The 12914-nt window shown below is 63.1% G+C and carries 8 protein-coding genes, 4 pseudogenes and 1 riboswitch (1 of these 13 running past the window's edge); of the genes and pseudogenes, 11 read left to right on the forward strand and 1 reads right to left on the reverse strand.

Annotated elements, in window-relative coordinates:
- The first annotated feature begins 62 nt into the window (after positions 1 to 62).
- Positions 63 to 169, forward strand: a riboswitch (guanidine-I (ykkC/yxkD leader).
- Between the two features lie 68 nt (positions 170 to 237).
- From H2O14_RS24275 to H2O14_RS24310, 9 genes and pseudogenes are all read left to right on the forward strand, one after another.
- Positions 238 to 1311 carry a putative urea ABC transporter substrate-binding protein gene (locus H2O14_RS24275; RefSeq protein WP_182829906.1) on the forward strand — a complete coding sequence of 358 codons (1074 nt, stop codon included), beginning with the start codon at positions 238 to 240 and terminating at the stop codon, positions 1309 to 1311.
- A gap of 60 nt (positions 1312 to 1371) precedes the next feature.
- Positions 1372 to 2190 carry an ABC transporter permease gene (locus H2O14_RS24280; protein ID WP_182829907.1) on the forward strand — a complete coding sequence of 273 codons (819 nt, stop codon included), beginning with the start codon at positions 1372 to 1374 and terminating at the stop codon, positions 2188 to 2190.
- Positions 2187 to 3009: pseudogene (locus H2O14_RS24285) on the forward strand (ABC transporter ATP-binding protein); the annotation flags it as partial. The gene H2O14_RS24280 and the pseudogene H2O14_RS24285, both read left to right, overlap by 4 nt.
- Entirely contained in the window at positions 3009 to 3836 is an 828-nt protein-coding gene (locus tag H2O14_RS24290) for an urea amidolyase associated protein UAAP1 (protein ID WP_182829909.1), read from the forward strand. The pseudogene H2O14_RS24285 and the gene H2O14_RS24290, both read left to right, overlap by 1 nt.
- Before the next feature lie 12 nt (positions 3837 to 3848).
- Complete coding sequence (locus tag H2O14_RS24295) at positions 3849 to 4502, forward strand: urea amidolyase associated protein UAAP2 (RefSeq protein ID WP_182829910.1); 654 nt, start codon at positions 3849 to 3851, stop codon at positions 4500 to 4502.
- Positions 4486 to 6821 (forward strand): annotated as a pseudogene (locus H2O14_RS29105) (5-oxoprolinase/urea amidolyase family protein); the annotation flags it as partial. The gene H2O14_RS24295 and the pseudogene H2O14_RS29105, both read left to right, overlap by 17 nt.
- 117 nt (positions 6822 to 6938) lie before the next feature.
- A pseudogene (locus H2O14_RS29110) lies at positions 6939 to 8202 on the forward strand (carboxyltransferase domain-containing protein); the annotation flags it as partial.
- Positions 8199 to 10007 carry an allophanate hydrolase gene (atzF, locus tag H2O14_RS24305; RefSeq protein WP_182829911.1) on the forward strand — a complete coding sequence of 603 codons (1809 nt, stop codon included), beginning with the start codon at positions 8199 to 8201 and terminating at the stop codon, positions 10005 to 10007. The pseudogene H2O14_RS29110 and the gene atzF, both read left to right, overlap by 4 nt.
- A 157-nt stretch (positions 10008 to 10164) precedes the next feature.
- Positions 10165 to 10332, forward strand: a complete 168-nt coding sequence (locus H2O14_RS24310) for a hypothetical protein (protein WP_182829912.1) — start codon at positions 10165 to 10167, stop codon at positions 10330 to 10332.
- Here H2O14_RS24310 and H2O14_RS24315 read toward each other — a convergent pair.
- Positions 10314 to 11752, reverse strand: a pseudogene (locus H2O14_RS24315) (PLP-dependent aminotransferase family protein). The gene H2O14_RS24310 and the pseudogene H2O14_RS24315 sit on opposite strands and share 19 nt — an antisense overlap.
- Positions 11753 to 11834: 82 nt before the next feature.
- Between H2O14_RS24315 and H2O14_RS24320 the strand changes: the two are divergent.
- Together H2O14_RS24320 and denD are read left to right on the forward strand one after the other, a co-directional pair.
- Positions 11835 to 12725: a DMT family transporter gene (locus H2O14_RS24320; protein ID WP_182829913.1), complete on the forward strand. Its 891-nt coding sequence runs from the start codon at positions 11835 to 11837 to the stop codon at positions 12723 to 12725.
- Positions 12726 to 12861: 136 nt separating this feature from the next.
- Positions 12862 to 12914 carry the beginning of a D-erythronate dehydrogenase gene (gene denD, locus H2O14_RS24325; protein WP_182829914.1) on the forward strand. 928 nt of this gene lie beyond the right edge of the window, so only the first 53 of its 981 coding nucleotides appear in the window; its start codon is at positions 12862 to 12864; its stop codon lies off the right edge, out of view.

A 12914-nucleotide genomic window follows, 5' to 3' on the forward strand; every position in this document is an offset into this window, starting at 1 on the left:
CCGTCTCAGACGTTGATTTCCTAGACAATCGCAAACTGGCCCGCCGCTTGCATCGTCTTAGCTGAGTTGGCCGCTAGGGTTCCGGCGCAGAATGCGCGACTGGTCCGAGAGCAGCCACCGGCGGGGAGACATCCCGCCGGGTGCACGGCGGGACAAAAGCCCGGGAGACCTCGTTAGCCAAGGGATTGGCGGCGTTGGTCTATGCCGATCCCTTTCAAGACAAGAAGGGGAATGCACGTGAAGACAATTAGCAAAATACTCGCAACCGCCGCCGCGACGGTTCTCATCACCTGGGGCGGTTTGAGCGGCGCGATGGCCGAGCCGAAGAAGGACTTTAAGGTCGCCTGGTCGATCTATGTCGGCTGGATGCCCTGGGGCTATGCCAAGGATCACGGCATCGTCCAGAAATGGGCGGACAAATACGGCATCAAGATCGAAGTCACGCAGTTCAACGACTATGTCGAATCGATGAACCAATACACCGCCGGCGCTTTCGACGCGGTGACGCTGACCAATATGGACGGCCTGTCGATCCCCGCCGCGGGCGGCGTCGACACGACCGCCGTCATCGTGGGCGATTTCTCCAACGGGAATGACGCGATCATTCTGAAGGGCAAGGACAAGCTCGAGGACATCAAGGGCCAGACCGTCAATCTGGTGGAATTCTCGGTGTCGCATTATCTTCTGGCCCGCGGGCTTGAAAGCATCGGCTCCTCGGAGCGCGATGTGAAGGTCGTCAACACGTCTGACGCAGACATGGTCGCGGCTTACAAGACGGCGGACGTGACCGCTGTCGTGACCTGGAACCCGCTGGTCGCTTCTATCCTCGAAGATCCGACCGCCAAATCGGTGTTCGACAGCTCCAAGATTCCCGGCGAGATCATGGATCTCATGGTCGCCAATTCCGATGTGCTGAAGGACAATCCCGATTTCGGCAAGGCGCTGGCCGGCATCTGGTATGACACGATGACGGTCATGACCGCCGACAGCGCCGAAGGCAAAGCCGCGCGCGAGGAAATGGGTAAGGCGTCGGGCACCGATCTCAAGGGCTTCGAGGCGCAGATGGCGGCGACCAAACTGTTCGACAAGCCCGCCGACGCCGTGGCGTTCACCGCTTCGCCCGATCTGCCGAAGACGATGAATCTGGTGCGGAACTTCCTGTTCGAAAAGGGCCTGCTCGGCAGCGGCGCGCCGTCTGCCGACGTCATCGGCATCGAAATGCCTGACGGCTCGGTGCTCGGCGACAAGGGCAATATCAAGTTCCGCTTCACCACCAGCTTCATGGATGCGGCGGAAAAGGGAACTCTCTGATCACCCGTCATCGGCGGGCCGTCGAGCCCGCCGCATTTCCCTGTTCGATCGGAGCCCATGATGCGGTGGATCAACACTCATCCCAGCAAAGGCGCGCGACTAGCCCTGATGCTTGCGCCGTTCGGGCTGGTCCTGATCGCCTATGCGATCGGCTCGGCGGCCCGTCTCGCCGAAAACCCCAATGACAAGCTGCTGCCAGGACTTATTGGTTTCGCCACCGCGATCGATCGCTTCGCCTTCACCGCAGACGCCCGAACCGGCGACTATCTGCTCTGGACCGACACGGCGGCAAGCCTGATCCGGCTGCTGTCCGGCCTCGGGATCGCTATGATGATCGCCCTTGTGTTGGGGATTTTGATCGGCATGCTGCCCTATGTCAGATCGGCCCTCTCGCCCTTCGTGGCCACGATTTCCATGGCGCCGCCGCTGGCGCTCTTGCCGATCCTGTTCATCATCGCGGGCCTCGGCGAAACATCGAAAATCGCCCTGATCGTCATCGGCGTCGCGCCGATCATGATCCGCGACCTCGCTTTGACAGCTGTCAACCTGCCGCGCGAGCAGATCATCAAGGCCGAAACGCTGGGCGGATCGTCCTGGCAGATCGGGTTGCGCGTGGTGCTGCCGCAGATCCTGCCGCGGCTGATCACCACGCTTCGGCTGCAGCTCGGCCCTGCCTGGCTGTTTCTGATCGCGGCCGAAGCGATTTCCGCCGATTCCGGTCTCGGTTACCGGATCTTCCTCGTTCGACGTTACCTCGCGATGGACGTGATCTTCCCCTATGTCGTCTGGATTACGCTGCTCGCAGTCGCCGCAGATTGGCTGCTGGATCGGCTGCGCATCCGCCTCTTCCCCTGGTCAGAACTGGAGAAGCAGGTATGAGCGCGCTGAAAATCGACAATGTCTGGAAGGAATATGGCGACCAGATCGTGCTCGAAAGCGTGTCGATCGACATCGAAGACCGCGCTTTCGTGGCTCTCGTTGGCCCCTCCGGCTGCGGCAAGACCACGTTTCTGCGCATGCTGCTCGGTCAGGAGGAGCCGACGCGCGGCCAGATCCTGATCGATGGCGCGCCGCTACCGCCTGAACCCGGGCCCGATCGCGGCGTGGTGTTCCAGCGTTATTCGGTGTTTCCGCATCTGACCGTGCTCGGCAATGTGCTGCTCGGCCGGGAATTGACCCGCTCCCCTCGCCTCGCCCGTCTGTTCGGCGCCGAACGCAAGGCGGCGCTCGAGGATGCGCGGGAAATGCTGGCGCAGGTCGGACTGTCCCGCTCGGAGGACAAATATCCGGCTCAGCTGTCCGGCGGCATGCAGCAGCGATTGGCGCTGGCGCAGGCGCTGCTGATGAAGCCGAAAGTGCTTCTCCTCGACGAGCCGTTCGGGGCGCTCGATCCCGGCATTCGCGCCGATATCCATGTGCTGATGAAGCGTCTCTGGCACGAGAACCCCATGACCGTGGTCATGGTCACGCATGACATGCGCGAAGCCTTCACACTCGCCAGTCGCGTCGTCGCGTTTGAGCGTCCGCGCGACCGTCCGGAGGAAAAACTGCGCTATGGCGCGACGATCACCCGCGACATTCCGATCTGGCCGCCGCGCGACGCCGGCCAGGCCTCTCTCATCCGACCAGACCGGGACGGCCCGGCGCCCAGAGGTCTCTAGCCGGGACGACCCGGCTCCCAATCAAGGAGAAGAACGGTGCATATCCGACGTTCGCCCGAAGAAATCGCCGCCAATCGCGCCCGCTATGAAGAGCATCAGCGCAAGGGGCTTGAATTTGCTCCCAAGGCCCTGCCTGGTAAGAGCGCCAAACCCGCCCCTGAGCTTGCGGCCGATCAGGTTTTGCACCGGGAAACTGTTCCCGGCGGCTGGTATTGGTCGACCCGGGTCCGCAAAAACGAGATCCTGCGCGTCAGCCTCGATCACGGTTTTTCGACTGTGACGCTTGTCGCCTGGAAGGCCGACGAGCCCAGCGAGAGGCTGAACCTGCCGGATACCGTGAAGGTTCAATGGACCACGGGCCTCGGTAAAGGCCGCGTCATTCTCTCGGATATGGGCACGGTGATGTTCTCGATCACCGAGGATTCCTGCGCAGCGCATGATTGCCTGATGGGCGGATCGACGGCGGCCTCCAATGCGCGGAAATATGCCGGCGCCAACGGCGCCGAGATCCGCAACACGCGTGACAATCTCGTCAAGCTGACCACCAAACTCGGTCTCGACCGCCGCGACATTCCCGCAGCGCTCGCGCTGTTTGCGCCTGTGCGCGTCGATGACGACGGGCGGTTCGTCTGGAAGCCGGAACTGGTGGAAGACGGCGACTATGTCGATCTTCGCGCCGAAATGGACATGCTGGTCGGCTTTTCCAATTGCCCGCATCCGCTCGACCCGAGCCCTGTCTATGCGCCCAATCCGGTGGCGATCACGCGCATTGCGGCATCCGAACCGGCGGCGGACGATCTTTGCCGCACCGCCACCGCCGAAGCCGTGCGCGGCTTCGAAAACAACGCATTGGCTGTGATCTGAGGAGGTCCTGGTATGAGCAAGTTTATCGTCACCTCCCCTGACCGCACGCCCGAAACCGCCGTGCAGGATCATTACATCCCCGCCGAAGCGCCGTTTTCCACAGTGGTTCGCAAGGGGCAGGTTCTGCGTATTGAGGACAGCTTCGGCCAGCAGGCCATCGACACGCTGTTTTACAATGCGGAAGACTATTCCGAGCGCTATTCGAACCAGGATACGATGCGGGAACAGGGCGCGGCCTATGTGACCACCGGCACCAGGATCATCTCCAACGAAGGTAAGGTGATGCTGACGATGACGGCCGACAGCTGCGGTCGACACGACACCTCGGCCGGGGCTTGCTCCTGCGAGAGCAACACCGTGCGTTTCGGTCACGGCGCCAAATATCTGCATGCTTGCCGCGACAATTTCGTGCTCGAAGTGGCGAAATACGGCATGGGCAAACGCGATGTGCCGCCCAACATCAACTTCTTCATGAATGTGCCGATTTCCCCAAGCGGCGACATGACCATCGTCGACGGTATTTCCTCGCCCGGCGATTATGTCGAGATGCAGGCCGAGATGGATGTGCTGCTGGTGATCTCCAATTGCCCGCAGATCAACAATCCCTGCAACGGGTTTGATCCCACGCCGATCCGCGTGCTGGTCTGGGATGGCGAGGCCGGCTGATGTTCAAAAAGTCCTGATCGCCAATCGCGGCGAGATCGCCGTCCGCATCATCCGGACGCTGAAGCGCATGGGCATCGCCTCCGTCGCCGTCTATTCAGACGCGGACCGTTTTTCCAAACCGGTGCTGATGGCGGATGAAGCCGTGCGGCTCGGTCCTGCGCCGGCCTCCGAAAGCTATCTGAATGTCGATGCGGTCGTTGCGGCCTGCAAGCAGACCGGCGCGGAGGCTGTGCATCCAGGCTACGGCTTTTTGTCCGAAAACATTGCTTTCGCTGAGCGCCTGAAAGCGGAAGGCATCGCCTTTATCGGTCCGACGCCCGACAATATCGCCGCCTTTGGATTGAAGCATACGGCGCGCGAACTGGCGCGGGACAGCGGCGTGCCGCTGCTGCCGGGCACCGGGCTCATCGAAACCGGCGAGGACGCGCTGAGCGCGGCTCTCGAAATCGGCTATCCCGTCATGCTGAAATCCACCGCCGGCGGCGGCGGCATCGGCATGCAACTCTGCCATGACGCGGAAAGCCTGAAAGCCTCTTTCGACAGCGTGCAACGCACAGCGAAAGCGAGTTTCGGCGACGCCCGCGTCTATCTCGAACGCTTCGTCTCCAAAGCCCGGCATGTCGAGGTGCAGATCTTCGGTGATGGCGAGGGACGCGTCATCGCGCTTGGCGAACGCGATTGCTCGCTGCAGCGCCGGAACCAGAAGGTGATCGAGGAGACGCCGGCGCCGGGCCTGAGCGATGTTGTGCGTGAGCGCCTGCATGCCGCAGCGGTCGCACTTGGCAAATCCGCCAATTACACGTCGGCGGGAACCGTCGAGTTCATCTATGATCCGGCTCGCGAAGAATTCTATTTTCTCGAAGTGAACACCCGGCTTCAGGTGGAGCATCCTGTCACCGAAGCCGTGTTCGGCGTCGATCTCGTCGAATGGATGATCCGCCAGGCCGCCGGAGAGGATGTGCTGACGGGTAAGGAAGTTCTTACGCCTAGGGGAGCCGCGATCGAGGCGCGCGTCTATGCGGAAATGCCGCATGCGGGCTTTCGTCCGAGCGCCGGATTACTGACGGACGTGGTGTTTCCCGAAGGCGTCAGGGTCGATGGATGGGTGGAAACCGGCACGGACGTGACTCCTTTCTACGACCCCATGCTCGCCAAGGTGATCGTGTCAGCTGAAACGCGGGAGCTGGCGATCCGCGCCCTCGAAGAAGCGCTTTCGCAGTCGGCCATCTCCGGCATCGAGACCAATCTTGAGTATCTCAAGGCAATCACTTCCTCGGATCTGTTCAAATCAGGCGATGTCGCGACCACCGCGCTCAAGGATTTCGACTTCACACCCGATGTCATCGAGGTCGTGGCGCCGGGCGCCCAGTCGAGCCTGCAGGAGCTTCCCGGTCGTCTCGGTCTCTGGCATGTCGGCGTTCCCCGAGCGGGCCGATGGATGAACGCTCTTTCCGCCACGCCAACCGCCTCGTCGGCAATGCCGATGAGACGGCGGCGCTGGAACTAACCGTGTCGGGTCCAGTGCTGAAATTCTGCGCCGATGTCGTCTTTGCGCTTGCCGGCGCGGAGATGCCGATGACGCTGGATGGAGTGCCTGTCGCTCATGACAGCGCGATCAAGGCCCGCGCGGGCCAGTCGTTGGCTGTCGGCGCGATCAAGGGCGCGGGGCAACGCGCCTATCTGGCCGTTGCCGGCGGCTTCGATGCGCCTGTCGTCCTCGGGTCCCGCGCGACCTTCGGGCTGGGTCGATTCGGCGGCAACGCCACCGGCACGCTTCGCGCCGGCCATGTGCTGCGGCTGGCGCGGGCTTCCCTATCCGGCGTCAAACCCGCGAGCGAGCCTGCGGATCTCACCCGCGAGTGGAGCGTGAGGGTGCTCTATGGACCGCATGGCGCGCCGGATTTCTTTCTCGATGAGGACATCGGAACGCTGTTTTCGACGGATTACGAGGTGCATTTCAATTCCGCCCGCACCGGCGTTCGGCTGATCGGCCCGGCGCCGAAATGGGCTCGCGAGGACGGCGGCGAAGCGGGGCTGCATCCCTCCAACCTGCACGACAACGCCTATGCGATCGGGGCGATCGACTTCACCGGCGACATGCCGATCATTCTCGGTCCCGATGGCCCCAGCCTCGGCGGCTTCGTCTGCCCGGCGGTGATTGCGCGCGACGAGCAATGGAAGATGGGGCAGTTCAAGCCGGGCGACAGGATTCGCTTTCATCCGGTGGCGCGGGAGGGGATGTGGCATCAGCATCCGCGATACCCCCTCTGTCCTGCCGGACATCTCCCCTCAAGGGGGAGATTGCAGAGACGTACGACCATCGCCCGGCAACTGGCCTTGAGAATACTGCGGTTGAGAGTGGGGAAGCCGGCGCCGCCGTCCAATCTCCCCTTGAGGGGAGATGGTCGGCAGACCAGAGGGGGTACCGCTTGGCGCGCCCTCGCCGGCTCTCCCATCCTCGCCACCATCGATTCCGGACCTGTCCCTGTCGCCTATCGCCGTCAGGGCGACGACAATCTGCTGGTCGAATATGGGCCCATGCAACTCGATATCGCCTTGCGGCTGCGCGTCCATCTTTTGATGGAGGCGGTAAAGGCGGCGAAACTGCCCGGACTGATCGATCTGACGCCGGGAATTCGCTCGCTGCAGATCCACTACGACAGTCTGACTCTGTCGCGGTCGCACCTCTTGGGACTATTGGCGGAGATCGAGCAAAGTCTGCCGCCGGTCTCGGAGGTCAAGGTTCCGAGCCGCACGGTCTATCTGCCTTTGTCCTGGAACGATCCGGATGCCGAACTGGCCATGCGGAAATATCAGGAGCTCGTGCGGCCGAACGCGCCCTGGTGCCCATCGAACATCGAGTTCATCAGGCGAATCAATGGTTTGGCGGACGAGCAGGCGGTGAAGAACACGATTTTCGACGCCTCCTATCTGGTGCTCGGTCTCGGCGATGTCTATCTCGGCGCGCCGGTCGCCACACCCGTCGATCCCAGGCACCGGCTGGTCACCACCAAATACAATCCCGCCCGCACCTGGACGCCGGAGAATGCCGTGGGCATCGGCGGGGCCTATATGTGCATCTACGGCATGGAGGGCCCCGGCGGCTATCAGCTGTTCGGCCGGACAATCCAGGTCTGGAACACCTGGCGTCAGACGCCTGTCTTCGGCAAAGACAAGCCCTGGCTGCTCGACTTCTTCGATCAGCTCCGCTTCTTCCCGGTAAGCCATGACGAACTGACAGAGGCGCGCGCCGCCTTTCCGCATGGCGGATATCCGATCCGCATCGAAGAGGGCGAATTCTCCTACGCCGCCTACGAGAAAATGCTCTCAGAGAATGCCTCCAGCATCGGCGCGTTCAAGGCCCGGCAGCAATCCGCCTTCGAAGCCGAACGGCAGCGATGGAAGGCCGGAACAAGGCCTCGACAGCTTCATCTCAGACGAGGGCGCCGCCAGCGGACTGGCGGGTGATATTCCCGAGGGATGTTTCGGCGTTGAAAGCGCCGTGCCCGGCAATGTCTGGAAAGTGCTCGTCGACGAGGGGCAGAGCGTAGCGCCGGGCGATACGCTCGCCATCATCGAATCGATGAAAATGGAAATCAACATCACTGCTCATGCCGCCGGCGTCGTGCGCGAATTGCGCGCCGGGCCTGGGCGAAACGTCAAGGCCGGCGATGTGCTGGTGGTTCTGGAGGACAAATGATGCTCCCGCAAATTCTCGACATTGCATCGCTCAAAGCCGCTTATGCGAGCGGCCTGCCGCTTCTCGATCTCGTCGAAGAGGTGACCACGCGGATGGAAGCTTCCGAAGATCCGGCTGTTTTCATCACCCCCATCTCTGCGGATGATTTGCGCGCGGCGGCGAAAGCGCTGCTGGCGCGTGCGCCGGAGCCGAACAGCCTGCCGCTCTGGGGCATTCCGTTTGCGGTGAAGGACAATATCGACGTTTCGGGCTTTCCGACCACGGCCGCCTGCCCCGCTTTTGCTTACCAGCCTGAGCGGGACGCCACCGTCGTGGCGCGTCTCAAGGCGGCCGGCGCTTTGGTGATCGGCAAGACCAATCTCGATCAGTTCGCCACCGGCCTCAACGGCACGCGCTCGCCCTATGGCGCGCCGCGCTCTGTGTTCGACAGTGCTTACGTTTCGGGCGGCTCGTCCTCAGGCTCGGCTGTTGCCGTCGCCTCGGGATTGGCGAGCTTTTCGCTCGGCACCGACACGGCGGGCTCTGGCCGCGTGCCGGCCGCCTTCAACAATCTGGTAGGGGTCAAGCCGACGCCCGGTCTTGTGCCGAATGTCGGCGTGGTGCCGGCCTGCCGCAGCGTCGATGTCGTCACCGTCTTTGCTGCGACCGTCGGCGACGCCACATCTGTCCGCAAGGTGATGGATGGTTATGAGGCGCAAGACCCGTTCTCCGAAAGGCTGAACCAACCGCCCTGCCCTCTTCCGGACTTCGGATCGGCGTTCTCGATGGCGCCGAACGCGAATTCTTCGGCAATTCCGAGGTCGAAGCTTTGTACGACGCCGCCATCGAAGCGCGCGAAAAGCCTCGGCGCGACGATCGTGCCCTTCGACTATGCGCCGTTCCGGCAGGCGGCGGAACTGCTCTACAATGGTCCCTGGGTGGCCGAGCGCTTGGCGGCGGTCAAGGATTTCATCTCCTCGAACGCCGATGATGTCGATCCGACCGTCCGCAAGATCATCGAAGGCGCGAAAGCCTATAGCGCGGTCGACGCTTTCGAAGGCCTGTACAAGCTCGGCGCCCTCGGCCAGAAAGCCAGAGCGGAATGGGAAAAACTCGACATTCTCATGCTGCCGACCTCGCCGACCACCTACACGGTGGAAGACATGCAGGCCGATCCGATCGTCAAGAACAGCCATTTTGGCCGCTACACCAATTTCGCCAATCTGTTCGGCTATGCGGCGATCGCCGTTCCGGCCGGCTTCGACTCGAAGGGCCATCTGCCGGCGGGCGTCACGCTGTTCGGTCCCGGCTTCTCCGACGATGCGCTTGCGCCTTTCGCCGACGCCATGCATCGCGCGCTCGGAGCCGGCATGGGCAAGGACCGTCACGCGGCGCTGCCCGAGGCGAGCAAAGTCGCGTCTCCGGCCTCGAACTGGGCTCAGATCGTCGTGGTCGGCGCGCATCTCACGGGCATGCCGCTCAATCATGAACTGACCGGTCCCGGCGGGCGGCTGGTCAAGGCCTGCAAGACCGCAGGCGATTATCGTCTCTATGTCCTGCCCAACACCACGCCGCCGAAGCCCGGTCTGATCCGCGACCCCGGATTTTCCGGCGGCGGGCTCGATGTCGAGGTCTGGTCGATCCCTTATGACGCCTTCGGTCGTTTCGTGGCGAATATCCCCTCCCCGCTCGGCATCGGCAAAGTGACGCTTGAGGAGGGCAGCCAGGTCTCAGGGTTTCTCTGCGAACCCTTCGCTGTCCAAGGCGCGCGCGAGGTCACCGATCTCGGCGGCTGGAGGGCCTATATCGCCTCGTTGAAGACATAGAGAATGGGGCATGGGGCCCGATGATCGTGTCGGGTCCCCGCTTGCATGGCGCGCGGGCCTTGTTTAGGAAACACAGGATAAGAGGATCCAGGCGCGATGCGCCTGACCGTAGACTGTAAGGCCGCCTTCCCGGCGGTCAGGCGAGACGAGGCTGTCCGTGACCAATGTGATCAAGTTCGAACCGCGGAAAAAGCCGGAAGCCCCGAAGCCCCCTCGTCCGGAATGGCAGAAAAAGGCTTTGATCGGCGCTGGCGTGGCGGCGTTTTTCGTTGTCGTCTGGGCCTATTACGCTTTCATCGCGCCGGCTCAGCCGCCCGCGCCCTGACGCGCCGCACGAGCGAGCGCCGCCTCGAGCTTTCGAAACACCAGTTCATCCGTCATCTGCGCTACGTTGAAGCGCATGAAGCCGGTCGCCGTTTGCGCATGGCTGAAGGCGTTGCCCGGCGCCAGAACCAGATTGTCCTTGAGCGCCGCGCGCGCCACGTCGGCTGCATCGAGCCCCTCCGGCAGCCGGCACCACAGGAACATGCCGGCGTCCGGCTCGATCCAAGGCGTGATCCCGAGCTTCTGCAATTTTGTCATGGTTGACAGCCGCGCCTGCGACAGCCGCGCCCGCAACGTCTCCAGATGTTTTCGATAGCCCCCATCGCTCAGAACGGCGTGAGTGAGATCGGCCGAGAGCCGCCCTCCCCGAAAGACGTTGCGATTTTGATGTCGATCAACCCATCGATCCAGTCGCGCTTGGCGGCGATATAGCCGCAGCGCGCCGAGGCCGACAGCGTCTTGGAAAAGCTGCCGATCTGGATCACCCGTTCCAGCCCGTCGAAGGCTGCGAGCCGTGGAGCGGGACGCTCTTCGAAATCGGCGAAGATGTCGTCTTCGATGATCACGAGATCGTGGATTTCAGCCTGTTTCAGCACCCGATGCGCCGTGACGGCCGACAGCACGGCGCCGGTAGGATTGTGGAGTGCGGAATTCGTAAGATAGATCCTGGGCCGATGCTCCCCGGCGGTCCGCGCAAAAGCGTCGAGATCGGGACCATGTGGGGTATAGGGGACGCCGACGATCCTGGCGCGGTGTGCGCGCAGCAAGGCCTGGAAGTTGAAGTAGCAGGGGTCGTCGACCATCACCACGTCGCCCGGCGAGATCAGCAGTCGGCAGAGAAGGTCGATTGCCTGGATGCCGGATTCGGTGAGCATGATCTGGTCGGGGCCGGCCTCGACGCCCTTTTCCGCCATTCGCCGCGAGAGAAGCGTGCGGAGCGGGGCGAGACCGAGCGGAGAACTATAGGCCATCAAGCCCGCCGCCGGCGCGCGCGACGCCTGCCGCAACGCCTTCCGCATCCCCTCCTCCGGCAGCCAGGAAGACGGCAGCCATCCGCAGCCCGGCTTCGCCTCGTCGTCGCCGCTCTCCAGAGATTGTCTCGAGACCCAGAAGGGATCGATGGCCCGGTCGAGGCGGGGTTCGGACGCGGCGACATCGAAGGGCGCTATGGCGCGGGCCACGAAGAAGCCGGCGCCGGGCCGCGACGTTATCGCGCCTTCCGCCAACAACCGATCATAGGCCTCGACGATCGTCGAGGTGGAGACGCCCAGCGTGGCGGCCAGCTTTCGGATCGACGGTAGTTTGGCGCCTGTCGCAAGGCTGCGACTGGCGATGCGCTGGCGGATGACATCCGCCGCCATGACCGCGCGGGGCGCCGCCTTTGGGGAAGCCTCGTTCATCTGTACTGATCCTTGCGCCATAACAGTTCTGTCAAACTGTATCAGACTGTTTCTGGCGATGCGAGCGAGACGCGGTCATAAGCGCTGAAAACAGGAGTGGCCTATGACGCGCGAAAGATCCGGTTTGGTGAACGGCTTGATCGGGGTGATCATCTTCAGCGGATCGCTGCCCGCCACGCGCCTGGCGGTCGCCGATTTCGATCCCTTGTTTCTGACGGCGGCGCGCGCGGCCATCGCCGGTCTTCTCGCGCTCGGTCTGCTGATGATCTTTCGGCAAAAGCGGCCGGCCCGCGGCGATCTCGTTTCTCTCTATCTGATCGCCGGCGGCGTGGTGGTCGGCTTCCCGCTGTTGACGGCGTTGGCGCTGCGCACGATCACCTCGGCGCATTCCATCGTCTATATCAGCCTGCTACCGCTCGCGACCGCGGCCTTTGGCGTCATGCGCGGCGGCGATCGTCCGCGTCCGGCCTTCTGGATCTTTTCGACGCTCGGCAGTCTCTGCGTTGCAGGCTTTGCGCTGCTGCAGAACGATGTGCGCCTGGCGGAGGGAGACGCGCTGATGGTGGCGGCCATTCTGGTCTGCGGGTTGGGCTATGCCGAAGGCGCGCAGCTGTCGAGGCGGCTTGGGGGATGGCAGGTAATCTCCTGGGCTCTGGCTCTGTCGCTCCCGGTCATGCTCGGCGCGGCCCTTGTGCTGTTGCGATGGCAAACGCATGCGATCGGCGGTCCTGCGCTCTTCGGCCTCGCTTATGTCTCTGTCTTCAGCATGCTGATCGGTTTCGTGTTCTGGTATCGCGGCCTGGTTATGGGCGGCGTGGCGGCGGTCGGGCAGTTGCAATTGCTGCAGCCCTTCTTCGGCCTGGCGCTTGCGGGGTTGTTGCTCGGCGAACCGGTCAGCCCGGCAATGCTCGTCGCCACGGCCGGCGTCATCGCCTGTGTCGCCGGCGCGCGCCGCTTCAGCCCCCTGCCAGGCAAAGCAATCGGGAAGAGTTGACAGCTGGCAACTCGGTTGACGACTGCGGGAAAGCCGAGGAAATGTCGCGTTGCTCCGAATTGCCTTGGGTCCCGCGCCGTGCTAGCTCCGATGCAGGGTTTTGCGTGTGGAGGCGCTAGCCCTGGGAGGAGACAGCATGCATGTGATGATTATCGGCGCCGCCGGCATGATCGGGCGCAAACTCGTGGA

This window comes from Rhizobium sp. G21 (assembly GCF_014158035.1).
Taxonomy (GTDB): domain Bacteria; phylum Pseudomonadota; class Alphaproteobacteria; order Rhizobiales; family Rhizobiaceae; genus Rhizobium_E.